Here is a 24640-nt window from a genome sequence, read left to right as displayed (position 1 = left end):
GCACGTTCGCTACGCCTCGACATCATCGAGGCGGGCGATGACGACCTCCAGCATCCGCGCGAGCTCGCCGCGTTCGGTGTCGCTGAGGTCCTGCAGAACATCCGTCTCGACGACGGATGAGCCGCGGATCGCGAGGGAGAAGAGCTCCCAGCCGTCGGCCGTGAGGCTGATGTAGGTGCGGGTGCGGTTCTCCGAGTCCGGCGTGCGTTCGATGAGTCCGCGGCCGGCGAGCTTGTCGAGTCGGTGCGTCATCGATGACGGCGCGACCATCGTGAGGTCGGCCAGCTGACTGGGGGTGAGTGGCTCTCCGGCCTTCGCGAGTGAGGTCACGACGGCCCAGTCGCCGGAGGTGACGTCGAGGTCGGCGAGCTGACGCGCGTACCACTGGTCGAGTTTCTTCGTGAGGCTCTGCACGGCGGTGATCACGCGCTGCACGGACTCCTCTCCGCCGGCGCGGACGTACGTCGCAACCGCCCGCCGATACAGCTCGGGTGTGCTCGCTCGGGGTTTCGCCATGTCGGAATTCTCGCACGCCTCTTTCGGTTGCTAATATTTCGAAGTCGAATAATTCGAGTTCGAATGACTTGGGATCCGCTCACGCACCTCGGAGGTGTCGTCGCCAGCGCAGAAGGGAACACACGGGTGCGCGCACGCCTGCTCATCATCGCCTCCGCCATCGGAATGCTCGGCTGGGGAGCCGTGCTTCCGTACCAGTACGCCTACGCGGCAGAGACCCGCGGCTGGGGCACGCTCCTCGCCGCGGCGGCCTCCTCGCTCTTCTCCATCGGCGCGCTCGTGGCCGCACCCATCGCGGGGCGCCTGGCCGACCGCGTCAACCCCGTCACGGTCGCCGTCGTCGCGCAGCTGCTCGGAGCCGCCGGCGTCGCATCCCTCATCGTTATCGACGAGCCGTTCGCGTTCCTCGCGGGCATGTTCGTCTTCGGCCTCGGACTCGCGGCGGCCGTGCCCGCGAAGCAGGTCCTCGTCCTGCGATGGTCGTCGGGCGACGACCGGCGCAAGGTCTTCGCCTACAAGTTCACCGGCGAATCGCTCGGCATGGCGGCCGGCGCCTTCTTCGCCGGGCAGATCGTCGACCTGTCCGCTCCGAACGGACTCGACATCGGCTTCGCGATCGCCGCCGCGGGCTTCGTCGTGTCGTCGCTGCTGATCGCGATCGCCGGACGCGGCGCATCCGCGCACGAAGAGATCGCCTTCGACGCGAATGCTCCGCGTGCTGAGGGCACGGGCGTGGTGCGTGCGATCCTCTCAACCCCGGCGCTGCGCTGGACCGTCGTCGTGACCATCACTCTCGCGCTCGGCTTCTACGCCCAGTTCGAGGCGGGACTTCCTGCCTACGGTCTGACCGTCCTCGACATCGATGCCTCAGTGATCGGCATCGCGGCGGCCGTGAACTGCATCGTGATCGTCGCTCTGCAGGTCGTGATGGTGCGCCTCACTGCGAAGCGCGACGCCGCAACGCTGCTCATGGCTGTCGGCATGATCTGGGTGGTGTCGTGGACGGTGCTGTCGTTCGCGCAGTTTGCCCCCGGCATCGCCTCGGCGCTCTTCGTGATGACATACGGCATCTTCGCCGTCGGCGAGACGATCTACAGCCCGGTTCTCAATCCGCTCACGGCCCAGCTCGCGCCCCGGGGCATGGTCGGACAGACACTCGGAACGATCAGCGCGGTGCAGACGGCCTTCTCCGCCGCCGGCCCGCTCGTCGCAGGACTGCTGCTCGGTGCCGGACTCTCTGATGTCTTCCTCGGTATGCACCTGGTGATCAGCATGATCGCGGTGTTCGCAGCCTGGCGCATCAAGAAGGCGCTCGCGGTCCGACCCCCGGCGCCTCCGCTCGAGGAGCGCTACGAGCGTGCGAATCCGCCGACGGCGCCGCTCACTCTCGCCTAGCGGAGTTGCGTTCACCGCAACGAAATCGTGATCGCCGGGGTGGGACTGCGAATAGGCGAAGGTGGAATCGCGTGCCAAGATGAAGGCCTATCTTTCGCGATAGCATCCGTCACCCGGCACAGGAGCCTGATATGACTCGACGCACCCCCCTCGCCCTCGGCATCGCCCTTACGGCGGTCGCCTCCCTCGCTCTCGTCGGCTGCGCCAGTGGCGCAGGTTCCAGCGGCGACGGTGATGCGGCGGCAGACAACAAGTACGGTCTCGTCGAGGCCGGAACCCTGACGGTCTGCTCCGACGTGCCGTACCCGCCGTTCGAGGTCGAAGACCCCTCGTCCGAGTCCGGCTACTCGGGCTTCGACATCGATCTGCTCACCGCGATCGCGGAGCAGCTCGACCTCAAGATCTCCGTGCAGGATGTCGGCTTCGACGCCCTGCAGTCCGGGACGACTCTCGCGGCCGGCACCTGCGACGTGGGTGCGTCCGCGATGACGATCACCGATGAGCGCAAGGCGAACATCGACTTCTCAGACCCCTACGTGGAGTCGCTGCAGTCGCTGCTCGTGCGCACCGATTCGGGCATCAAGAGCATCGACGACCTGGCCGGCAAGAACGTCGGCGTCCAGCAGGGCACCACGGGCGAAGCCTATGCGGGAGAGAACGCCAAGGGCGCAGAGCTGGTTTCGTACCCCTCGGACGGCGAGCTGTGGCCGGCCATGCAGGCGGGGCAGATCGACGCGATCCTGCAGGACCAGCCCGTCAACTACGTGCACGAGCAGGATGACCCGGCCTACAAGATCGTCGAGACCTACAACACCGACGAGACGTACGGCTTCGCCTTTGCGAAGGGCGAGCGCACCGAACTGCTCAAGGCCGTCAACGCCGCTCTGAAGGACCTCCGCGACAACGGGACGTACCAGAAGATCTACGACGAGTACCTCGCGGTGAAGTGATCGGCGACAGACGAATCCTGGAGGGACCTTGACGATGGCGTTGAGGCGCACTCAGAAACAGCGGCTCTACCGGTACGCGGTGTACTTGGTGCTGATCGCCCTCGCGGTATGGGCGGCGGTAAGCACCGACTGGGCGAAGATGGGCACGCTCTTCTTCAACCCCGAAGTCGCACTGAAGATGCTTCCCGGCATCGTCACGACGGCGCTCGTCAACACACTGTGGTTCACGGCGGTGGCCTTCACCGGCGGCCTCGTGCTCGGTGTGATTCTGGCGTTGATGAAGCTGTCGGCGATCGGGCCGTTCCGCTGGATCGCCACGATCTGGATCGAGTTGTTCCGCGGACTGCCCGCGATTCTCACGATCTTCGCGGTGGCCTTCATCCTCCCGATCGCATCGGGGATTCCGGGCAAGGATCTCGGCGGCCCCGTGGTGCTGGGTCTCATCGGCCTCGTGCTCGTCGCCTCCGCCTACATGGCAGAGACGATCCGTGCGGGCATCCAGGCGGTGCCGAAGGGGCAGACGGAGGCGGCACGGTCGCTCGGTATGTCGCCGATGAAGACGATGTTCTGGATTGTCGTCCCGCAGGGTTTCCGCATCATCATCCCGCCACTGACGAATGAGTTCGTGCTGCTGCTGAAAGACACCTCGCTGCTGTTCGTCGCGGGCACCTTCATCTGGTCGAAGGAACTCACGACGTTCGCCCGGGACGCGACGACCCAGAACTCCAACGCGACGCCCCTGATCATGGCGGCGATCCTGTACCTGATCGTGACGATTCCGCTCACGCGCTTCACCGCGTGGCTGGAGCGACGAATGGCGAGAGAGCGATGAGCACCGATCTGATCAACGTCCACGCCCCCGCGATCGATGTGCAGGGGCTCGTGAAGAGCTACGGCGACAACGAGGTCCTCAAGGGCATCGATCTCACCGTGCGTCCGGGCGAGGTCGTCTGCGTGATCGGCCCCTCCGGATCCGGGAAGTCGACGCTCCTGCGTTCGGTGAACCTGCTGGAGGAGCCCACGGGCGGCAAGATCCTCATCGAGGGCATCGACATCACGGATCCGGATGTCGACATCGACCGCGTGCGCACGCGCATCGGCATGGTGTTTCAGAGCTTCAACCTGTTCCCCCATCTGAGCGTGATGGGAAACCTCACGATCGCGCAGCAGCGGGTGAAGAAGCGCTCGAAGACAGAGGCGCAGAAGATCGCGCGCGAGATGCTCGATCGTGTCGGTCTGGCGGAGAAGGCGGACGCCTATCCGGGCCACCTCTCCGGCGGCCAGCAGCAGCGCGTGGCGATCGCGCGCGCACTGTGCATGAACCCCGACATGATGCTCTTCGACGAGCCGACGTCGGCTCTCGACCCTGAACTGGTCGGCGAGGTGCTGCAGGTCATGCGCACGCTGGCCGATGAGGGCATGACGATGCTCGTGGTGACGCACGAGATGGGCTTCGCCCGTGAGGTCGGCTCGCGACTGATCTTCATGGACGGCGGCCACATCGTGGAGGAGGGCGACCCGCGCGAGGTGCTGGCCAACCCGCAGCATCCGCGGACGAAGGACTTCCTCTCCCGCGTGCTGTGAGCCCACGCCGTAGGCGTCGTGCATCCGCATTCCTCGCGCTCGCTATCATGAGCGCGAGAGTGGGGAAATGCTCAGGGGGAGTCGTGCGTGGTTGAGTCGTTGTTGAACGTCGACATCGTCGACGGGCCGGTGCCGTTCGTCGTCTGGGGAGCGACCGCGGCCATGCTCATCGTGCTGGTGTGCCGTCGGTGGACGGCACTGCGGCTGCTGCTTGCGGTCGTCGCCGTGCTGCTCGGCGCCATGGTCGGCGTCGCGACTCTGGCAGTGATCGAGTTCTCCGAGGCGTTCGGCGCGACGATGCCGGTCGGCGTGATGTGGTGGACCGTCGGATGCTTCGCAGGACTCGGTCTCGCCGTGGTGAGTCTCTGGAACCGTACGCTCTGGCGCAAGATCGTGGCGATCTTCGCGATCTTCTCCGTCCTGATCTCGCTTGCGGTCGGCGTGAACGCCACATTCGGCATCAACCGCACGGTCGGAGACGTGCTCGGCATCTCCACGCTCCCTCCGGTGACAGAGCTGCCCGAGCCGACACCGGATCCCACCTCCGACGAACCTCTCTACCGCACGTGGACGCCCCCGGCCGTCATGCCGGCGAAGGGCGAGGTGTTCCAGCTCAGCGGCGCCTTCTCCATTCCGTCGACGGATCGCTTCGTTCCCCGGGACGCCGCCATCTACCTGCCCCCGGCAGCACTCGTCGAGGATCCGCCGGAGCTGCCGATCGTCGTGTTCATGATGGGAAAGCCGGGCGACCCGAACCCCCAGTTCGTGCAGGAGGCGCTGGACGCGCTTGCCGCGCAGCATCGGGGGCTCGCGCCGATCGCGATCGTCGCCGACCAGCTGGGAGATCCGAATGTCAACCCGGCGTGCGCGGATTCCGTCGCCTTCGGGGGCGTGGCCTCGTACTTCAACCGCGACATTCCGACGTTCATCCGCGAGCACCTCGATGTGCCCGCGGACCCGCGGTACTGGACGATCGGCGGCTATTCGAATGGTGGCGCGTGCGCCATCACCTGGGCGGCGCAGCACCCCGGCACCTGGGGCAACGTCCTCAGCATCTCGGGCGAGGCCTTCCCTGGAAGCGAAGAACCCGACACCGTGCGCGATGAGGTCTTCGACGGCAGCGCGAAGGCCTACGACGCGGCGAAGCCCGCCGCGATTCTCGGCAAGAACAAGGGCGCATTCGACGGGCACTTCGCCGTGTTCACGGCAGGCGAGAACGACCCCGACTTCGTGACCGCCGCGGAGACGAACGCGGTGCTGGCGGAGGCGGCCGGCTTCGACACGGAACTCTTCATCCTGCCGGGTGCCGATCACACGGTATCGGCGGTCCGCGGCGGGCTGCAGCGCGCGTTCGAAGCCCTCTACCCGCGTATCGGCCTGTCCGAGAACTGAACCGAAAGGCGAACATGACCACGCAGACGGATAGCCGCGAATCGGCCGTGACGCGGATGGCGCGGCACATCGGCCGGTATGTGCGGCAGCATCCCTTCTCGGTGGCGCTCTCCGTCGTCCTCGTGGCGACCGCGCTCGCCTGGGGCACGCTGTGGGGCAACCATCCGCTCGAACTCGCGGCGAGTCCGCTGACGACGTTCGCCGCCGGGGCCTGGTGGACGCCCATCACCGCCCTGCTTCTGGTCGACTCGGCGATCGATCTCGTGCTCACCCTCGCGATCGTGCTGACCGTGATGGCCTATGCCGAGCGGCTGCTCGGCTCGCTGCGCGCCCTGATGCTCTTCTTCGGAGTCGGTGTGGCGGCCATGCTTGCGGGAATCGGCGTCGAGGCGGTTGCCGCCCAGGGCGGCGCGATGTGGGCGCTCGCCGCTGAAGCGGAAACGGTTCTGGATCCCGCGGTGGGTGTCTTCGGAGTGGTGATGGCGGGAAGCTCCCTCGCGCCCGCGCTGTTCCGACGGCGCATCCGTCTCATCGGCCTCGCCGGGGTTCTCATGTTCGCCCTGTATGCGGGCGACGCCGACAGCATCTACCGGCTGCTGGCCGCCGTGATCGGTCTCGTCGTCGGGATGCTGCTCGCCCGAGGTGCGTCCGGCTCTGCCTTGTACCGCAGCTCATACGGGGAGACGCGTACGCTCGTCGCCGCGATGGTCGCCGTCACCGGCCTCGGTCCGCTGATCGTGCTCATCTCGGGGATCGGCAACGGTCCGCTCGCACTCGCCGTGGCAGGTTTCCGTGGTGTGGACGCCCGCGAGGTGCTGGAGCGCTGCGCCGACGACTTCTCCGAGCGCTGCGTTGCGGACGTCTCGCTGGCGCTCAGCGCGGGCGCCGGGCCCTTCCTGCTCAGCCTGCTGCCGCTCGCCCTCAGCCTTCTCGCCGCATGGGGGCTGCGAGTTGGACGTCGTGCCGCGTGGATTCTCGCTGTGATCGTGAACGTCGCGATCGCCGTACTGACCGCGGTGAGCCTCGGAACGCTCGCGCTGCTTGACACCGCCACCGTCGACATCGTCGGCGAGGAGTTCGCGCTCTGGGCGGTCGCCGCGGTGCTCGTCCCCATCGCGGTCGTTGTCATGCTCCTGATCACCCGCCGCCGGTTCGCCGTGCGGGCGCCGAAGGCGGCATCCGCGCGCTTCGCGCTCACCGTGCTGGGGGCCTTCGTGCTCCTGGCGACGGCGTACGTGCTGATCGCGCTCACCGCGATGTCGTCGTTCGCGGTGCCGGTCGGAGTCGGCGATGTGCTCGTCGATGCGCTTCGCCGGTTCCTGCCCGCGGGCTTCCTGCAGGGGGTGCCCGCGGCTGTCGCGCCCACCGAGGGTCTGGCGCTGTTCGCGCACCAGTGGGTCGGTGTGGTGTTCTGGGTGATCGTCATCATCGGCATGCTCGTGCTCTACCGGGCCACCGCCAGCGATCGGGATGCGGCGGGGGAGAAGCGCTTCCGACAGCTGCTGCGCACCGGCGGCGGAGGAACCCTCGGTTTCATGGGCACCTGGCCGGGCAACGACTACTGGTTCGCCGACGACGGCTCCGGTGCTGTCGCCTACCGGGTGATCAACGGCATCGCCCTCACGATGTCCGACCCCGTGGGCGACGAGACGCGATCCGCTGCGACCATCCGCGGCTTCGTCGACTTCTGCGACGCGCAGGGATGGAGCCCGGTCTTCTACAGCTTCCACGAGAAGCACCTGGCGACGTTCCAGGACTTCGGGTGGCAGTACCTGTCGGTCGGAGAGGAGACCGTCATCCCGCTCGCGGCGTTCGAGCTCACCGGCAAGCCGTGGGCGAAGGTGCGGCAGGCGTACAACAAGGGCGAACGTGAGGGCATCACGACCCTCTGGTCGACCTGGGATGACCTGCCCGCCACGATCGCCGCGAAGATCACGGCGCTCAGCGAGCAGTGGGTCTCCGAGAAGGAACTGCCCGAGATGGGCTTCACGCTCGGTGGGATGGCAGAGCTCAAGGATCCGGATGTCGCGCTCTACCTCGCCTTCAACAAGGATGGCGGGCTTGAAGCGATCACGAGCTGGCTGCCGAGCTGGCGTGACGGACGTGTCGTCGGCTGGACGATCGATTTCATGCGCCGCGGAGATGGATCCATGCCCGGCATCATGGAGTTCATCATCGCCTCGGCGGCATTCCGTATGAAGGAAGAGGGCGTCGAAGTCATCAGCCTGTCCGGTGCGCCGCTCGCAGAGAAGCCGCTGGTGCCGGGCGAAGAGGCGCCGGAGGCGACTGTCATGACGCGGCTGCTCGGCTGGCTGGGGAAGGTGCTGGAGCCCGCGTACGGCTTCACGTCGCTGTTCCGGTTCAAAGCCAAGTTCAACCCGGAGTACCACACGATCTACATGGCTTATGCGGACCCCGCGCAGCTGCCGACGATCGGTCTCGCCATCGGAAAGGCCTACCTTCCAGAGGTCTCACCGCAGGAGTACCTGGCGCTGGCGAAGACGCTCACGCCGTAGCACCCGACACAGAAGGCGTCCTCCCGCGAGTGCGGAAGGACGCCTTCTCACGTTGTCAGCTCTCGACCTCGATGACTTCCGCGTCCGCGGCATTGCGGCGCACAGAATCGATGCCGTTGAGGGCACCGGCCTTCGAGGCGTAGCCCTGGCCCGTCGCGATGACTTCGCCGTTGCCCGCCTTCAGGCGAAAGCGGTAGTCGCCCGCCTTGTCTTCGTAGAGTTCGAACTTTCCTGCCATTGGTTTTCCTCCCTCGGAGTGGGGTATTGCTCAGACGCTATCGTGCCGCGCTCTCCGAGGGAATGACGTACTTGAAGCCGAGGTGCGAGCCGGCGAACCCGAGATTCTCGTAGAACCGGTGCGCGTCGGTGCGCGCAGCATCCGATGTCAGCTGCACCATCGCTGCGTCGAGCGCAGGCGCCGCCTCGCCTGTCACCCAGCGCATCGCCGCGGAGCCGATTCCGGACGAGCGCAGGGCACTGCTCACCCGCACGGCTTCGACGAGCAGGCGCAGGGCCCCGCGGCGAGCCATCCCGGGAATCAGCGTGAGCTGCAGCGTGCCGACGATGGCGCCGTCGAGCTCGATCACGACCAGATCGTTGCCCGGGCTCGCGAGCACATCGCTGAAGGCGGCGAGGTAGAGCGGGCGATCGGCATCGGATGCCACATCACCGCGTGCCGCGCTGATCGGGTCGTCCGCGAGGAGCGCGATCACAGCATCGGCGTCGTCGCGCTGCGCGCGGCGCAGCGTTGCGGCACCCGCGCGGGATTCGAACGGAAACGGCAGGGGCAGGGCATCGAGCATGCTCTCAGTCTGGCATCCTGAGAGCAATGGAGATCGGCGCGTTCCTCGGCCTCGAGCAGCTCACCTGGGGCATGCTCCTGCTGATCGTCGTGGCCGCGTTTGGCGCCGGATGGATCGACGCCGTCGTGGGCGGTGGCGGCCTGCTGCAGCTGCCCGCGCTGCTGCTGATCCCCGGGATCACGCCCGTGCAGGCCCTCGCGACGAACAAACTGGCCTCCGTCTTCGGCACCGCGACGAGCAGCGCGACCTACTACCGGCGCGCGAAACCCGACATCCGCACGGCGATACCGATGGCGCTCATCGCGCTCGCCGGATCCTTCGGCGGTGCGAGTCTCGCCACCGCACTTCCGGCATCGGCATTCAAGCCCATCATCGTCGTGGCGCTCCTCGCCGTCGCGTTGTTCACGGCGCTGAAACCGCAGATGGGTGCGGCGACGATGCTCCGCTTCCGTGGGCACAAGCACCACATCGCGGCCGGAGCATCGGGACTCGTCATCGGCTTCTACGACGGCCTCATCGGCCCGGGCACAGGCACCTTCCTCATCATCGCTCTCGTCGGCCTGCTCGGCTACGACTTCCTGCAGGCGAGCGCGAAGGCGAAGATCGTGAACCTCGCCACCAACACCGGGGCGCTGCTGCTGTTCATCCCGCACGGAGCCGTGCTCTGGATCCTCGGCGGGATCCTCGCGGTCGCGAACATCGCCGGCAGCTATCTCGGCTCGCGCATGGCGATCTCACGCGGCACGACATTCATCCGCTGGGTGTTCCTCTCGGTCGTCGTGCTGCTCATCGCCAAGCTCGGCCTCGACGTGTGGAACGAGAACCTCGCGCCGCTGTTCGCCACGGGGCTCTAAACGGCGAGACCCCCGCCGCGCAGATGCGCAACGGGGGTCTCAGACAGCGGACGCTCAGGCGTCGGCGTCCTCCGGAACGAAGTCGACGCCCGCTTCGGCGCGCTGCTCGGGCGAGATGACGCCGGGAGCCTCGGTGAGCGGATCGAAGCCGCCGCCCGACTTCGGGAACGCGATGACGTCGCGGATCGACTCGGTCTTCGTCAGGTGCTGCATGACGCGGTCCATGCCGAGCGCGATTCCACCGTGCGGGGGAGCGCCGAACTTGAACGCCTCGAGCAGGAAGCCGAACTTCTCGTCGGCCTGCTCGTCGGTGATTCCCATCACGTTGAACACGCGCTTCTGCACGTCTTCCCGGTGGATGCGGATCGAGCCGCCACCCAGCTCCGAGCCGTTGCACACGATGTCGTACGCGTAGGCGAGAGCCGAGCCGGGGTCGGTGTCGAAGGTATCGGCGAACTCGGGCTTGGGGCCCGTGAAGGCGTGGTGGACGGCGGTCCAGGCGCCCGCGCCCACGGCCACATCGCCCGAGGCGACGGCTTCGGAGGCGGGCTCGAACATCGGTGCATCCACGACCCAGGTGAACGCGAACGTGTCGGGGTCGAGCAGGCCGAGGCGGCGGCCGATCTCGACACGCGCCGCACCGAGCAGTGCACGGCTGGGCTTGGTCGCTCCGGCTGCGAAGAAGACGCAGTCGCCGACAGAGGCGCCGACGAGCTCGGCGAGACCTGCCTGCTCGGTCTCAGACAGGTTCTTGGCGACGGGGCCGCCGAGAGTGCCGTCCTCGTTGAAGAGCACGTAGGCAAGGCCACGGGCTCCGCGCTGCTTGGCCCACTCCTGCCAGGCGTCGAGCGCCTTGCGCGGCTGGCTCGCGCCACCGGGCATGACGACGGCACCCACGTACTCGGCCTGGAACACGCGGAAGGTCGTCTCGGAGAAGTACTCGGTCGCCTCGACGAGCTCGAGACCGAAGCGCAGGTCGGGCTTGTCGGAGCCGTACTTCGCCATCGCCTCGGCGTACGTCATGCGCGGCAGCGGCAGCGCCACATCGACGCCGATCGTCTTCCACATCGCCTGGATGAGCGACTCCATCAGCGTGATGACGTCTTCCTGCTCGACGAAGCTCATCTCGATGTCGAGCTGCGTGAACTCGGGCTGGCGGTCGGCGCGGAAGTCCTCGTCGCGGTAGCAGCGAGCGATCTGGAAGTACTTCTCCACGCCGCCCACCATGAGCAGCTGCTTGAACAGCTGCGGCGACTGCGGCAGAGCGTACCAGCTGCCCGGGTGCAGACGTGCGGGCACCAGGAAGTCGCGCGCGCCCTCCGGCGTCGAGCGCGTCAGCGTCGGGGTCTCGACCTCGACGAAGTCCTCCTCGTGCAGGACGTCGCGGATGGCCTTGTAGACCTGCGAGCGCAGACGGATCGCGTTCGCGGTGGTCGGGCGGCGCAGGTCGAGGTAGCGGTGCTTGAGGCGTGCCTCTTCACCCACCGTCTCGCTGTCTGCGAGAGCGGTCGACACCTGGAACGGCAGGGGAGCGGACTCGTTGAGCACCTCGACCTCGGCCGCGATGACCTCGATCTCACCCGTGGGCAGGTTCGGGTTCTCGTTTCCGGCGGGACGGCGGGAGACCTCGCCCGTGACCTTCAGGACGAACTCGCTGCGCAGCGGGTGCGCGATCTCCTCGTCGCGGATGACGATCTGCGCGATGCCCGATGCATCGCGAAGATCGATGAAAGCGACTCCTCCGTGATCGCGACGGCGATCGACCCAACCCGTGAGGGTGACGGTCTGGCCGGTGTGCTCGGCTCGCAGAGAGCCGATCGTGTGAGTGCGAAGCACGGAAGATTCCTCCTGATCGGGGAAATAGGGAACCTGGCCATTCTATGCGGGGCGCTGCGCGGCGAGTTCGGCGACGATCATGGCTGCCGCGGTCTGCCCCGCAGATGCCGCGGCGAGCACGGATGCCATGGGCCCGGGCAGCGACGCGCGATGCGCGAGGTCGCCCGCCGCCCAGACACCGGGCGCGGATGTGCGGCCGAAGTCGTCCGTCGAGATCGCACCGGAGGCGTGGATCGTGAGGCCGAGCTCCTCCGCGAAGGGTGCGCGCTGCCGCGAGGTGGTCGCAGCGACGAAGATGCCCGCGACGGTGAAGTCGTCGTTCTCGGTGGTGATCCGCACACCGCCGGATGTGCGCGTGATCGCGGTCGCCGGCAGCTCGGAGAGGCGCGCACCGGTCGCGTCGAGGGCCGCGTGATCGTCGGCGGACAGCGATGCGCCCACGGGCAGCACGGTGATGCCTCCGACGATCGGTGCGAGCAGACCGATCAGATGGGCAGCGCGCGGGCCGCCGCCGAGGATCGCGATGTCCTGGCCCGCGAACTCATGGCCGTCGCAGAACGGGCAGGTGAACGCTGAGACGGTCCACGCCTCGGCAAGACCCGGCACCGAGGGCAGGTCATCCGCGATGCCCGTCGCGAGCAGCACGTGCCGTGCGTGGAGGTCGGAGCCATCCGCGAGGCGCACCGCGAAGTCGCCCGCGCTCCCCGTCACCTCGCTCGCGGCGATGTCACGGATCGACACGGTCGGGTAGGCGGCGAGCTCGCGGCGTGCCGCGGCGCGCAGGTCTCCGGGGTCTCGCCCGTCATTGCCGAGCATGTTGTGCATATGTCGCACCCCGGCGTTGCGGTACTCACCGGAATCGAGCAGCACGACGCTGCGGTGCATCCGGCCGAGCGTCAGCGCCGCCTGCAGTCCTGCGGGCCCTGCTCCGATCACGATCACGTCGTTCATCTCATCGTCCTCTCGTCTGCGCACCAGGCGCCCTCTTGCGGTCTCCGTCAGTCTGTGAGTTCATGTCAACATGAAGTCAAATGCGCAGGAGCTGTGGTCGGTCGGCGAGGTCGCGGGGCGCTTCGGGCTGCCGACGAACGTGCTCCGCCACTGGGAGAGCGTCGGGCTGCTACGGCCAGTGCGTGACTCGGCCGGGCGGCGCCGTTACGGCGAGAACGACGTCGTGCGCATCGCGGTGATCCAGCGCAGCAAAGCGGCGGGAATGACGCTCGAGCAGATCGTGGTGCTCCTCGACGACGGCAGCGCCGGGCGGCACGCCGTCCTGCAGCAGCACCTGGACGAGCTCGACCGTCGTGCGGAGGAGATCCGCCTCTCGCGCGAGATGACGGAGCACGCGCTGGGCTGCCGTGCACACGACATCGCCACTTGCCCACGGTTCCAGGCGAGTGTCGCCGATGTCCTCGCGCGCGTCGGGGGTGCGGATCGCTAGACTCTGGCCGAAGTTTCCGTTCGTCCTCCGCACTACCTCTTCAGGAGCCACCATGGATTCGAATCTCATCAGCGAGCAGTTGCTCTCGACCACATCCGTCGTCTGGGGTGTGATCTTCTACATCGTCTACGCCGTCACCATGTGGCGCGTGTTCTCGAAGGCGGGCTACCCGGGCATCCTCGCGCTGATCCCGATCGTCAACTGGATCTTCCTCGTGAAGATCGCCGGTATGACCGGGTGGGCGGCGCTGCTCTACCTGATCCCCATCGTCAACGTGATCTTCGCGATCGTCGTGGCGATCAAGGAAGGACGAAACTTCGGCAAGGGCGGGGTCTTCTCGTTCTTCCTGCTGTTCCTCTTCCCCTACATCGGGCACCTGATCATCGGATTCGGCAGCGCCGAGTACCGCAAGGTCTGAACGAGAGGAGAGCGGATGCCGCGGCATCCGCTCTCCCTAGACTGGAGCCATGCCCGCTGAACGTCTGCACCTGGTTCGCCACGGTGAGGTCCACAACCCCGCCCGCGTTCTCTACGGGCGCCTCCCCGACTATCGGCTGAGCGAGGCCGGGCATCAGATGGCCCGTGCCGCCGCCGAGTACGTCGCGACCCTCGGGCGACCGGTCACGGCGCTGCGCTGCTCTCCGCTGGAGCGGACCCAGGAGTCGGCTGCACCGTTCGCCGAGCGCTTCGACCTCGAACCGGTGCTGGACGAGCGCATCATCGAGCCGACGAACGTGTTCGAGGGGCGGCAGATGAAGCGCGCCCTCATGGACCCGCGCAACTGGTGGCACCTGCGCCAGCCGTCGCTGCCGAGCTGGGGGGAGCCGTACGAGTCGATCGCGGCGCGCATGCTGGAGGCGATGGATGAAGCCTGGCACGGTGCCGAATCCGGTGACGTCGTGTTCGTCTCGCACCAGGCGCCCATCTGGATCACGCACCTGAGGGTTGCGGGTCTCCCGCTGCGACACGACCCGCGCACACGCCGGTGCGATCTCTCCAGCGTTACCTCGTTCGAACGCGTGGGAGACGTCTGGCGTGAGGTCGCCTACGCCGCCCCCGCGGTGACCGGCGGCGCCGTCGATGTCGGGGCCGTGTGAGGTACCCCACACGGGTATGAGCCTTCCCCGGAGACGCATAGGGATGCTCCGTAGAATCAAGGCCGTGTTCACCTCTCTGCGCCCGAATCGCAGCGCGGCACGATCGCGAGCTGTGCGTCTCGGTTCCTCGGTGGTCGTCGCCGCTCTCGCCGTCAGCCTCGCCGCGTGCGCGCCTGACCCTGTCGCCCAGCAGTACCTCGACGGGTCGAACAAGGGCTACATCGCGGCGAACGGCTTCCGCGTCGAAGAGGTGAAGATCGCCGAGCGTGGCGAGCCCGTCGTCTACGGGGGAGTCCTCGAGAACGGCGAGAAGTTCTCCAGCGACGACGTCGCCGGAGACGTGGTCGTCGTGAACTTCTGGTATGCCGCCTGCGGCCCGTGCCGCGTCGAGGCCCCCGACCTGGAGGCCGTCTGGCAGGAGTTCAAAGATGATGGCGTCTCGTTCATCGGGGTGAACACCTACGACCAGGCCGACACTGCACTCTCGTTCGCGGAAGAGTACGGCATCACCTATCCGAACCTCATCGACGTCAACACCGGCGAGGCCAAGCTGGCCTTCGCGCAGGTCACGCCGATCCAGGCGACTCCGACGACGCTCGTCCTCGACAAGCAGGGGCGCGTCGCGGCGCGCATCATCGGTCAGCTCGAGGGCGCATCCGTGCTCTCGACGCTCGTCAAAGACGCGCTCGCGGAGAAGCAGTGAACGTCGACTCCCTCGTGGGGTTCGGGGCGCTGTGGCTCGCCGTCCCGGTCGCGATCCTCGCCGGGCTGATCTCCTTCCTCTCGCCCTGCGTGCTGCCGCTCGTCCCGGGCTACCTCGGGTTCCTCGGAGGCAGCGTCGACAGCGGCTCCTCCGGATCAGCAGGGACGAAGCCATCGCGCGGACGCCTGGTCGCCGGGGTGCTGCTCTTCATCGCCGGCTTCACGGTCGTCTTCATCGCGCTGACCATCGTCGGCGGCACGGCCGGGATGTTCTTCATCGAGTGGGGCGATCTGATCACCCGCATCCTCGGCGTCGTGATCATCCTCATGGGACTCGTTTTCATCGGGCTCTTCGGCTTCGCCCAGCGCACGATGCGCATGAACATCTCCGGGCGCACCGGCCTGCTCGGCGCCCCGCTTCTCGGCTTCGCGCTCGGCATCGGCTGGACGCCCTGCATGGGCCCGACCCTCACGGCGATCACTGCCGTCGCCTGGAACGTCGGTGACCCGTGGCGTGCGGGCCTGCTGGGACTCGCGTACTCGCTCGGACTCGGCATCCCGTTCCTGCTCGTGGCGATGGGATTCGGCTGGGCGACCCGTTCGCTCGGCTTCCTGCGCCGTCACGTGCGCACGGTCAACATCATCGGAGGTGTGCTGCTGGTGCTGCTCGGCGTGCTCATGGTCAGCGGAATCTGGACCGACATCATGTCGCGACTCGGGGCGGTGATGAGCAGTGTCATCCTCCCCCTCTGAGAAGGCGTCGAAGAAGTCTGCGGCGACCGGCGCGGCCGCCGATCCGCTGCGTCCCTCTGACCACATCGACAGCGACAATGACACGATCACCTCCCCGGCGCTCGGCGTCGTCGGGTGGATGCGCTGGGGCTGGCGGCAGCTGACGTCGATGCGCACGGCGCTCGTGCTGCTGCTCGTGCTCGCGATTGCCGCGATTCCCGGCTCGATCTTCCCGCAGCGGATGGCCGACCCGAACGGCGTCACGCAATGGCAGAGCGAGAACCCTGATCTGTTCCCGATTCTCGACGCCATGCAGATGTTCGACGTCTACCTGTCGGCGTGGTTCTCGGCCATCTATCTGCTGCTGTTCCTCTCGCTGATCGGGTGCGTGCTGCCTCGCATCAAGCACCACTTCAAGGCGCTGCGCACGAAGCCGCCGCGCACGCCGGTGCGGCTGAGCCGCCTGGACGACTTCCGTGCTGCGTCGCGTACGGTCGTCGCGGATCAGGATGCCTCGGCGGCAGCATCCGCCGCCATCGACGGTGCCGAGGCGCAGCTGCGCTCCTCGGGCTACCGCGTCGTCCGCTACGACGACAAGCGCGGCTACTCCGTCTCCGCGGAGCGCGGCTACGCCCGCGAGACAGGCAACCTGCTCTTCCACCTCGCCCTCGTGGGCATCCTCGTGACCGTCGCCGTCGGAGGCAGCTTCGCCTACACGGGACAGCGCGTCGTCGTCGAGGGCACGAGTTTCGTGAACACGCTGCTCGACTACTCGTCGATGAACCGCGGACGCTTCGTCGCCGAGGGGGCGCTGGCCCCGTACCGGATGACCCTCGACGAGTTCGATGTCACCTACGAGCCGATCGGCACGACCGCCGCAGGACAGGCCGGAAACTTCGCCGCCCACGTCACGATCGACGTTCCCGGTCAGGAACAGCGCACCGACAAGGTCGTCGTCAACTCGCCGATCACGATCGAGGGCGACCAGATCTACCTGCTCGGCAACGGCTACGCACCGACCATCACGGTGCGCAACGCCGACGGCGACGTCATCTTCCGTGACTCGGTGCCGTTCCTCCCGCAGGACGCGGCGATGACCTCGCTCGGCGTCGTGAAGATCCCCGACGGTCTGCCCGAGCAGATCGGGCTCGTCGGGTTCTTCTACCCGACGCAGGTCGAACTCAACACGGGCGCCTTCACCTCCGCGTTCGGCGATCTGATCAACCCGATGCTGACCCTCAACGTCTACGAGGGCGACCTCGGCATCGACGACGGCACACCGCGCTCGGTGTACGTCCTCGACCCCAGCGGCATGGAGCAGCTCACCGGCGGCGAGACCGGCGTCGACTCGATCGAGCTCGCACCGGGTGACACGGCAGAGCTCCCGGGCGGTCGCGGCTCGGTGACCTTCGAGGACGAGTCTCCGGCCGGCGCCGCCGACTACAGCCAGTCCGTCAAGCGCTTCGCATCGCTGCAGATCCACCACGACGCATCCGCCATCTGGGTGCTCGGCTTCGCCGTGCTCGCGGTCGCCGGACTCCTGCTCGCGATGTTCGTGCCGCGCCGCCGCGTCTGGGTCAAGGCGACCGTCGCGGACGACACGGTGTCGTTCGAGTACGCGGCGCTGGCCCGTGGCGAGGACCCCACGCTCGCGCTCGCCATCGACGACGTCGCGGCGAAGCACGGCCGTACGCTCGACGAGAGCGGACACTATGCCCCGGCACCGGTCGACGAGTCCGACGCCGCAGAAAACACCGAAGCACCTGCGACAACCCCGAAAGTAGACTGAAGCAATGGACCTCGACTCGCTGTCGATTCTGCTCATCTGGACCGCCATCGCGATCTACGCGGGCGCCTTCGTGGCCTTCGCCTTCGATCTGGCCGCGCGCTCGCAGGCTGCGGGCGACGCACAGACGGCGGCCCAGAAGCCCGCGCTCGTCGGGTCCGCGGTGGGCGGCGGTGGCGCCGCATCCGCTCCGGTCGTCCCGGCACCTGCGGCGCCTGCCGCCCCACGCCGCCGTTTCGTGATGGCGCGCATCGGCATGGCACTCACGGTGCTCGGCTTCCTGTTCCACCTCACCGGCACGGTCCTGCGCGGCATCGCCGCCGAGCGCGTTCCGTGGGCGAACATGTACGAGTTCGCGATGATGGGCACGCTGCTGATCATCGCCGTCTTCATCGCCGTGAACATCTGGATGGACCTGCGCTACCTGGGCACGTTCATCCTGGGCCTGATCGTCGTGCTTCTCGGTGGCGCCGCGACGAGCTTCTACGTCGAGATCGTGCCGCTCATGGACCCGCTGAAGAGCGTGTGGCTCATCATCCACGTCTTCGTGGCCTCGCTCAGCACCGCCTTCTTCGGGCTCGCCTTCGCGCTGAGCGTGCTGCAGCTCATGCAGGGCCGCCGTGAGCGTCGTCTCGCCGCGGGCGAAGCGAAGACCGGCCCCGGCTTCCTCGCGACGCTTCCGGTCGCAGATCGTCTCGAGAGCCTCGCCTACCGCTTCGTGACGGTCGGATTCATCCTGTGGACCTTCACGCTCATCGCAGGCTCGATCTGGGCGCAGGAGTCATGGGGCCGTTACTGGGGCTTCGACGTCAAGGAGACCTGGACGTTCATCATCTGGGTCGTCTACGCCGGTTACATCCACGCGCGTGCGACGCGCGGCTGGCGCGGTGCACGATCGGCGTGGCTGTCGATCATCGGATTCGCCGCCGTGATCTTCAACTTCACGATCGTCAACATGTTCTTCAAGGGACTGCACGCCTACTCGGGTCTCTGAGCCCGGACGCCGCTGGTCAGAAGGGCCAGATCAGCGGCACGTAGAAGACCGCGATCGCGAAGTACAGCAGCATGAGTGGCGCCCCGAGTCGCGAGTAGTCGCCGAAGCGGTATCCGCCTGGCTCCATCACCATGAGGTTGGCCGGTGTCGCGACGGGCGTGAGGAAAGACGCCGCCCCGGCGACGGTCAGCGCCATCATGAAGGGCAGCACCGACACCTCCATCGATGCGGCCAGGGCGACGGCGACGGGGGCGATGATCAGCACGGTCGCGGTGTTGCTGATGAGCTGCCCGAGCATGAGCGTGATGAAGACGATCACCGCGATCGCCGCGTGGGGCCCCGCTGCCCCCAACAGGGAACGCAGCCCCGCGGCGATGAGGTCGGCCGTACCGGTCTCCTGGAATGCCGTGGAGAGGGGGATCATGCCGGCGACCAGGAGCACCGTCGTCCAGGAGATCGAGCGGTACGCGCGCGTGATCGAGACCACCCGCGTCAGGATGAGTGCTCCGGCGGCGAGGAGCGCGGCGATGGAGGCAGGCACGATGCCGGTCGCGAGCAGGACGATCATGAGAGCGAGGATGACGAGCGTGCGCTTCGCGCCGGCACCGAGGGGCACGGCGCGGCGGACCACCTGAGGCTCGTCCACCACGAGGACCTCCGCGCGGTGCGAGGTGTGGCGCTCGAGGTCGTCCCAAGTGCCGTCGAGCAGAAGAGTGTCGCCCGCGCGAACGATCTCATCCGCGCCCGTCAGCTGCTCCTCACCGCGTCGAATCCCGAGGACGAGGAGATCACCGCTGGGCGTCGTCATGCCGACGCAGACGTGCAACCCGATGAGAGGGGATCGCGGAGGAACGACGACTTCGGCGACGCCGCGTTCTGAGGACATCAGGGGTGTCTCCGCGGCGATCGCATAGTCGTGACGCAGCGCGGAAGCCAGCCGCTCCAGATCGACGGGGGCCGAAGGCGCGGCGCGCAGGGGGAGCAGCCGGCGACCGAGGAGCGCGATGACCGCGAGTGTTCCCGCAAGAAGTGGAAGCCCGACAAGCGCGAACTCGAAGAATCCGAACGCACGACCGCCGGAGTCTGCGGCGATCTCGGACACGATGATGTTGACCGGGGTGCCCGTGAGAGCCAGCATCGACCCGGCGTGCGCCGAGAACGCCAGGGGCAGAAGCATCTGCGACGGGGCGATGCCCGCCCGCGCGGCGACGACCACGACGAGGGGGAGAAGCGCGGCCACTGCGCCGTTGACGCTGATGACGGCCGTCATGATCGCCGTCAGCAGGCCGATCGTCATCAGCAGCGATACGCGCCGCGTGCCGGATCGAGCGATCACCTGCTGCCCGGCCCAGGCCACGACGCCCGTGGATTCGAGAGCTTCGCTCACGACGAAGAGCGCGGCGATGAACAGCACGACAGGGTCGCCGAAGCCCGCCATGGCGGAGTTCAGATCGAGGACGCCTGTCAGGTAGAGGGCGACGGAGACACCGATCGCGACGACGGCGAGCGGTACTCGGTTCGACATGAATCCGATGACCGCGCACACCAGAATCACGAGCGTGGTCACGATCGGGTCCATAACCACACACATTAGGGCGTCGTGGGCGGTGCGCAGGTGGGCGATTTCTCACGGCCCGCGCTCTTGTCCTCGGCCTCCGCATCCGCTATATCAGAGAGAGGTGCGCGTGCGCCCACGCGCCCGACGGCGGAATCCGTCGGAAATGAGAGGCAACGCATGGCTGTCACCGAGACGTCCGCATCACCCCGCACCTCCTGGCTTCCCCTGATCGTCGTCGTGCTGACCCAGATCCAGGCGTCGTTCGCGGTCAATGCCCTGACGGTCTCGATGGCCGGGATCACGACAGACCTCGATACGCCGGCGACTTCTGTGGGAACTGCGATCACCGCAGGAACCTTCGCGATGGCCGCCTTCATCCTTCTCGGGGCGAAGATCGGCGCGCGCTTTGGCACACGAGGAGTGTTCCAGATAGCAGTTGCGATCCATGCCGCAGCCATGGCGGGCGTGGCGTTCAGCATGAGCCCCGCGATGCTCTTCATCGCGCAGGCGTCCTCCGGCGCGGTCATCGCGTTGATCGCCCCCGCCCTCACGGTGTTCATCGCGACGAACTACAAGGGCGCGACACAGGCGAAGGCGATTGGCTTCCTGGCGGCGGCCATCCCGCTCGCGGGCGTGCTCGCGCTGCTTCTGGCCGGGTGGTTCGCGGAGACGATCGGATGGCGCTGGTCGTTCGCGCTGATGGTCGCCCTCGGTGCACTGAATCTCGTCCTGAGCTTCGGCGTCAAGAAGGTTCCTGCGCAGCCGAACCTGTCCATCGACTGGACCGGCGCGATCATCGCGGCGATCACGATCATCCTGCTCAGCTTCGGCTTCTCCGGTCTCAACACCTGGGGGCTCTGGCAGGCGACTGATCAGGCTCCGTTCGACATCCTCGGCGTCTCTCCCGCACCTGTGCTGATCATCCTCGGCCTCATCGGCGGGCAGGCGTTCTTCGCCTGGGTGTCGTCGAGGCAGAAGGCGAAGAAGCCGCGCATCTTCGACCTGCGCGTTCTGGCCACGAGCAGCGAGCTCGCGGTGACCGCGTGCATGGCGACGATGCTGTTCGTCGGAACGGCGGCGAACTTCCTGATCCCGCTCTACATGCAGATGGTGCAGGGCCTCACGGGCATCCAGACGTCGTTCTCGATCATTCCCTACACGCTGTCGATCTTCCTCGCATCGACGTTCGTCGCCTACCTCTACAACGCCTTCCCTCCGCGTGTCCTGGCGTCCGCGGGCTTCGTCGTGGTGGCGGGAGCGCTCACGCTCCTCGCCTTCACGGTGCGGGGCGAATGGGGGCAGGCGTTCATCGTGATCGGCCTCATCCTGCTCGGCCTCGGCCAGGGATCGATCGTCGCGCTCGTCTTCAACACACTGCTCTCGTCGGCGCCGAAGGAGCTCGCGGGTGATGTGGGTGCGTGGCGCGGTCTCGTGCACAATCTGAGCGGTTCGATTGGTATCGCCGTCGCCAGCGCCTTCGCCGTGGGACTTCTCGCAGCGACGCTGCAGACCTCCGCCGACGAGCATCCGGAGATCTCGGCGGAGCTCGTCGCCGAGGTGAACTTCAACGACGTCGACTTCCTCACGAATGACATGCTCGCCGAGCGTCTCGGTGCGACATCTGCGATCGACGAGGAGATCGTCGCCGCCGTGGAGATCAATGCCGAGGCTCGCCTCCGGTCGCTGCAGCTGTCGTTGCTGGGGCTCGCGGGTCTCGCGCTCCTCGCGATCGTGCCGGCGACCCGGATGCCCGGCCGCATCGATGGGGAGCTCCCCGAGCAGGTCGAGCCGAACGATCCGGACACGATCGACGAGACCACGCCGCTCAATCCTGCGGCGGAGAAGCCCACGCCGGCCGGTGTTCGTCGATCTGAGAAGAAGGTGCCGTGATGTCCCGCAGTCCCAACAAGCTGATCCCCGTCGACTTCACCACCGTGCCGGGCTTGGAGGCGCTGGACGCCACACAGGTCGCCCTCGGCGGCGCGCCCGCTGAGGTGGAGGCGATCGGCATCGGAGTGTTCGCTGAGGAGGATGCTCCGCCTGCGCTGGGCTTCGATCGGGACGCACTCGCGAATGCCGGCTTCGAGGCGGCCGCCGGGACGACACTCGTCCTGCCGCAGGCCGGAGGCCCTGACCTGATCGCCATCGGTCTCGGGGCGCGTGCCGAGCTCACGAGCGCTGTTCTGCGTGATGCGGCGGCGGGCCTCGTTCGCGCCGCCGCGCGGCGGTCGCGTCTCGCTCTGCAGGTCACAGACTTCGCCGCGGTCGACGTCGAAACGGGCATCCGCGCGTTGGCCGAGGGCGCTTTGCTCGCGGGCTACCGCTACACGGCGCTGTCGAACTCCTCGAAGCATGTGGTGCTGGAGGCGCTGACGCTCGATGTGCCAGACGTCGCGAACGCGGCAGACGCGATCGTCGAGGCGCGCGTCCGCGCGCGGGCAGCGATCGTCGCCCGTGACCTCGCGAACACCCCTCCCGGCCACCTGACGGCGACCGATATGGGAGACATCGCAGTCGTGTTGGGCGAACGCTACGGCTTCGGGGTCGAGCTCTTCGACAAGCAGGCGCTGATCGAGCTGGGGTGCGGCGGCCTGCTCGGCGTCAATCAGGGTTCCGTCGAAGAGCCCCGCATGGTCAAGCTGTCCTACGCGCCGATGGGGGAGTCGAGCGGGCACCTCGGGCTCGTGGGCAAAGGCATCATGTACGACTCCGGCGGCATCAGCCTCAAGCCGAGCGACCCGATGCACCTGCTCATGAAGATGGACATGGGTGGAGCGGCAGCCGTGCTGGGTGCGTTCACGGCGCTCAGAGACGCGGGCGTGCCGGCGACGGTGACCGGTTGGCTCATGTGCACCGACAACATGCCCTCGGGCACGGCCTACAAGCTCGGCGACGTGCTGACCGCACGCGGCGGCACGACGATCGAGGTCAAGAACACCGACGCCGAGGGGCGACTCGTGATGAGCGATGCCCTGGTGCTGGCGAACGAAGAGGGCGTCGATGCCATCGTCGACATCGCCACGCTCACCGGTGCGGCGCTCGTGGCGCTCGGACCCGCCACGGCGCCGGTGTTCGGGAATGATCAGCGCATGATCGATCGGGTGCGTGCGGCGGCGGACGAGGTCGACGAGCCGGTGTGGCAGCTTCCGCTGCAGCAGAAGTATCGCAAGCAATTGGATTCGGACATCGCCGATATCTCTAACCTCGGGGGTCCCTTCGCCGGCGCGACGACGGCGGCGCTGTTCTTGGAGCACTTCGTCGGCAAGACTCCGTGGACGCATCTCGACATCGCCGGCACCATGCAGACCGAGAAGGATGACGCCTGGCGCACCAGCGGCGCGACGGGGTTCGGGGCCCGCATCTTGGTCGAGGCGGCACGCGCCTTCTCAGCCGTCGACTAGCCACGACGACATCGACGTCTTCTCGCAACACCGTCAACTACCGCACTAAGGAGAAATCATGTCCTTCTGGACCACGATCTGGGACGCCATCTGGTGGTTCCTGACGATCTTCGTCTTCGTCGCCTACCTCATGGCGCTGTTCTCGATCATCAGCGACCTGTTCCGCGACCACAAGCTCAACGGATGGGCCAAGGCCGTCTGGATGCTGTTCCTGGTGTTCCTGCCCTTTGTCACGGCACTCGTCTACCTCATCGCGCGTGGCCGCGGCATGGGTGAGCGTGCCCAGCAGCAGGCCGCCCAGGCGCAGGAGGCGGCGAACGAGTACATCCGCTCCGTGTCGGGCACCGCTGCCACCCCCGCTGCGGAGATCGCCCACGCGAAGCAGCTGCTCGACTCGGGCGCGATCACGGCAGAAGAGTTCGACAAGCTCAAGCAGTCGGCGCTCGCCAAGGCCTGACTCTTTGCGCAGAGCCGCGCACGCCCTGCGGGGTATGCGCGGTTCTGTCGTCGGTGTGTGATCAGTCGATCACGGCCGCAACGGCTTCGATCTCGACGAGCTGATCGTCGTAGCCGAGCACAGTGACGCCCAGCAGTGTGCTGGGCACGTCGTGCGCGCCGAAAGCGTCGCGGACGACCTCCCAGGCGGCGACGAGGTCGGTCTGGCGGGCCGATGCCACGAGCACGCGCGTGCTGATGACGTCATCGATGTCGGCTCCGGCTTCGGCGAGGGCGATGCGCATGTTCTCCAGGCATTTCGCCGCCTGCGCCGCATAGTCGCCGACCGCCGCGGTCGACCCGTCGTCGTTGAGGGGGCAGGATCCCGCGAGGAAGATCAATCGGGCTTCCGGCGGAGCTGTCGCCGCGTAGGCGTATTCAGCGACCGATGAGAGCGAGTTCGAGCGGGTGAGAGTCACGGCTTTCGGCATGCGGGCTCCTGTCGCGGTGGTGAAACCTCCACCCTGCCAGAACTTCTCGCCCGAGTACGGCCCACGAACGCGCGAGCGGTCCCAGAAACTCGGGTGCTTCGACGCTGTGTCGCGGAGTTCTTGGGACCGATGGCGAAAGACAGGGCCCCCTGCCACG

The 24640-nt window shown here is 67.3% G+C and carries 24 protein-coding genes; 17 read left to right on the top strand and 7 right to left on the bottom strand.

Translation table 11 applies throughout. From position 1 onward, the window contains the following. Positions 1 to 9: 9 nt before the first annotated feature. Positions 10 to 516 (bottom strand): MarR family winged helix-turn-helix transcriptional regulator, encoded by a 507-nt coding sequence (locus AC1REM_RS00355; RefSeq protein WP_492512786.1) that lies wholly within the window; start codon positions 514 to 516, stop codon positions 10 to 12. Positions 517 to 579: 63 nt separating this feature from the next. Here AC1REM_RS00355 and AC1REM_RS00350 point away from each other — a divergent pair, with 63 nt between their 5' ends. The 6 genes from AC1REM_RS00350 to AC1REM_RS00325 all read left to right on the top strand — a co-directional run bounded on the left by AC1REM_RS00350 (position 580) and on the right by AC1REM_RS00325 (position 8353). Then, complete coding sequence (locus tag AC1REM_RS00350) at positions 580 to 1911, top strand: MFS transporter (RefSeq protein WP_492512785.1); 1332 nt, start codon at positions 580 to 582, stop codon at positions 1909 to 1911. A gap of 131 nt (positions 1912 to 2042) precedes the next feature. After that, complete coding sequence (locus AC1REM_RS00345; RefSeq protein WP_492512784.1) at positions 2043 to 2861, top strand: basic amino acid ABC transporter substrate-binding protein; 819 nt, start codon at positions 2043 to 2045, stop codon at positions 2859 to 2861. 34 nt (positions 2862 to 2895) lie between these two features. Further along, positions 2896 to 3693, top strand: a complete 798-nt coding sequence (locus tag AC1REM_RS00340; RefSeq protein WP_492512783.1) for an amino acid ABC transporter permease — start codon at positions 2896 to 2898, stop codon at positions 3691 to 3693. Further along, positions 3690 to 4445 carry an amino acid ABC transporter ATP-binding protein gene (locus AC1REM_RS00335; protein ID WP_492512782.1) on the top strand — a complete coding sequence of 252 codons (756 nt, stop codon included), beginning with the start codon at positions 3690 to 3692 and terminating at the stop codon, positions 4443 to 4445. The genes AC1REM_RS00340 and AC1REM_RS00335 overlap by 4 nt, the downstream gene beginning before the upstream one ends. A gap of 87 nt (positions 4446 to 4532) precedes the next feature. Next, positions 4533 to 5837, top strand: coding sequence for an alpha/beta hydrolase (locus AC1REM_RS00330; RefSeq protein WP_492512781.1), 1305 nt, complete (start codon positions 4533 to 4535; stop codon positions 5835 to 5837). Positions 5838 to 5851: 14 nt separating this feature from the next. Beyond that, a complete protein-coding gene (locus AC1REM_RS00325) occupies positions 5852 to 8353 on the top strand; it encodes a phosphatidylglycerol lysyltransferase domain-containing protein (protein WP_492512780.1) in 2502 nt (833 codons plus the stop codon). A 55-nt stretch (positions 8354 to 8408) separates the two neighbouring features. Here the strand turns inward: AC1REM_RS00325 and AC1REM_RS00320 are convergent, their stop codons facing one another. Then, entirely contained in the window at positions 8409 to 8591 is a 183-nt protein-coding gene (locus tag AC1REM_RS00320; protein WP_204938069.1) for a YegP family protein, read from the bottom strand. Between the two features lie 37 nt (positions 8592 to 8628). Then, complete coding sequence (locus AC1REM_RS00315; RefSeq protein ID WP_492512779.1) at positions 8629 to 9156, bottom strand: GNAT family N-acetyltransferase; 528 nt, start codon at positions 9154 to 9156, stop codon at positions 8629 to 8631. A gap of 26 nt (positions 9157 to 9182) precedes the next feature. Here AC1REM_RS00315 and AC1REM_RS00310 point away from each other — a divergent pair, with 26 nt between their 5' ends. Then, positions 9183 to 10010 (top strand): sulfite exporter TauE/SafE family protein, encoded by an 828-nt coding sequence (locus AC1REM_RS00310; RefSeq protein ID WP_492512778.1) that lies wholly within the window; start codon positions 9183 to 9185, stop codon positions 10008 to 10010. 54 nt (positions 10011 to 10064) lie between these two features. Here AC1REM_RS00310 and aspS read toward each other — a convergent pair whose 3' ends face one another. Together aspS and AC1REM_RS00300 are read right to left on the bottom strand one after the other, a co-directional pair. Continuing rightward, positions 10065 to 11846: an aspartate--tRNA ligase gene (gene aspS, locus AC1REM_RS00305; RefSeq protein WP_492512777.1), complete on the bottom strand. Its 1782-nt coding sequence runs from the start codon at positions 11844 to 11846 to the stop codon at positions 10065 to 10067. A 42-nt stretch (positions 11847 to 11888) separates the two neighbouring features. Then, positions 11889 to 12797 carry an NAD(P)/FAD-dependent oxidoreductase gene (locus AC1REM_RS00300; RefSeq protein ID WP_492512776.1) on the bottom strand — a complete coding sequence of 303 codons (909 nt, stop codon included), beginning with the start codon at positions 12795 to 12797 and terminating at the stop codon, positions 11889 to 11891. Positions 12798 to 12867: 70 nt separating this feature from the next. Between AC1REM_RS00300 and AC1REM_RS00295 the strand changes: the two genes are divergently transcribed. The 7 genes from AC1REM_RS00295 (at position 12868) to ccsB (ending at position 18598) form a co-directional block, all read left to right on the top strand. Beyond that, positions 12868 to 13287, top strand: a complete 420-nt coding sequence (locus AC1REM_RS00295; RefSeq protein ID WP_492512775.1) for a MerR family transcriptional regulator — start codon at positions 12868 to 12870, stop codon at positions 13285 to 13287. Positions 13288 to 13339: 52 nt separating this feature from the next. Further along, entirely contained in the window at positions 13340 to 13705 is a 366-nt protein-coding gene (locus AC1REM_RS00290) for a DUF5684 domain-containing protein (RefSeq protein ID WP_204938063.1), read from the top strand. 49 nt (positions 13706 to 13754) lie between these two features. After that, the gene (locus tag AC1REM_RS00285; protein ID WP_492512774.1) at positions 13755 to 14384 is read left to right on the top strand and encodes a histidine phosphatase family protein; all 630 of its coding nucleotides are present in this window, start codon (positions 13755 to 13757) and stop codon (positions 14382 to 14384) included. 64 nt (positions 14385 to 14448) lie between these two features. Next, a complete protein-coding gene (locus tag AC1REM_RS00280; RefSeq protein WP_492512773.1) occupies positions 14449 to 15087 on the top strand; it encodes a TlpA family protein disulfide reductase in 639 nt (212 codons plus the stop codon). After that, complete coding sequence (locus AC1REM_RS00275; RefSeq protein WP_492512772.1) at positions 15084 to 15839, top strand: cytochrome c biogenesis CcdA family protein; 756 nt, start codon at positions 15084 to 15086, stop codon at positions 15837 to 15839. The genes AC1REM_RS00280 and AC1REM_RS00275 overlap by 4 nt, the downstream gene beginning before the upstream one ends. Continuing rightward, complete coding sequence (resB, locus tag AC1REM_RS00270; protein ID WP_492512771.1) at positions 15820 to 17607, top strand: cytochrome c biogenesis protein ResB; 1788 nt, start codon at positions 15820 to 15822, stop codon at positions 17605 to 17607. The genes AC1REM_RS00275 and resB overlap by 20 nt, the downstream gene beginning before the upstream one ends. 4 nt (positions 17608 to 17611) lie before the next feature. Beyond that, positions 17612 to 18598: a c-type cytochrome biogenesis protein CcsB gene (gene ccsB / locus AC1REM_RS00265; RefSeq protein ID WP_492512770.1), complete on the top strand. Its 987-nt coding sequence runs from the start codon at positions 17612 to 17614 to the stop codon at positions 18596 to 18598. Between the two features lie 16 nt (positions 18599 to 18614). Here ccsB and AC1REM_RS00260 read toward each other — a convergent pair whose 3' ends face one another. Next, entirely contained in the window at positions 18615 to 20165 is a 1551-nt protein-coding gene (locus tag AC1REM_RS00260; RefSeq protein ID WP_492512769.1) for an SLC13 family permease, read from the bottom strand. A gap of 168 nt (positions 20166 to 20333) precedes the next feature. On the opposite strand from AC1REM_RS00260, the gene AC1REM_RS00255 reads away from it, so the two are divergent. From AC1REM_RS00255 to AC1REM_RS00245, 3 genes are read left to right on the top strand one after another with little or no spacing between them, the layout of a single operon-like run. Continuing rightward, positions 20334 to 22046 carry an MFS transporter gene (locus tag AC1REM_RS00255; protein WP_492512768.1) on the top strand — a complete coding sequence of 571 codons (1713 nt, stop codon included), beginning with the start codon at positions 20334 to 20336 and terminating at the stop codon, positions 22044 to 22046. Continuing rightward, the gene (locus tag AC1REM_RS00250) at positions 22046 to 23557 is read left to right on the top strand and encodes a leucyl aminopeptidase (RefSeq protein WP_492512767.1); all 1512 of its coding nucleotides are present in this window, start codon (positions 22046 to 22048) and stop codon (positions 23555 to 23557) included. Before AC1REM_RS00255 ends, AC1REM_RS00250 begins: the two co-directional genes overlap by 1 nt. Before the next feature lie 58 nt (positions 23558 to 23615). Further along, positions 23616 to 24014 (top strand): SHOCT domain-containing protein, encoded by a 399-nt coding sequence (locus AC1REM_RS00245; RefSeq protein ID WP_378786865.1) that lies wholly within the window; start codon positions 23616 to 23618, stop codon positions 24012 to 24014. A gap of 61 nt (positions 24015 to 24075) precedes the next feature. Here AC1REM_RS00245 and AC1REM_RS00240 read toward each other — a convergent pair whose 3' ends face one another. After that, on the bottom strand, positions 24076 to 24483 hold the full coding sequence (locus tag AC1REM_RS00240) for a RidA family protein (RefSeq protein WP_492512766.1): 408 nt from the start codon (positions 24481 to 24483) through the stop codon (positions 24076 to 24078). Positions 24484 to 24640: the final 157 nt, after the last annotated feature.

This window comes from Microbacterium sp. GW823-FHT02G05, assembly GCF_058797175.1.
Note: the sequence above shows the minus strand (reverse complement) of the source record. Positions and strands in the feature narration are given on the sequence as shown.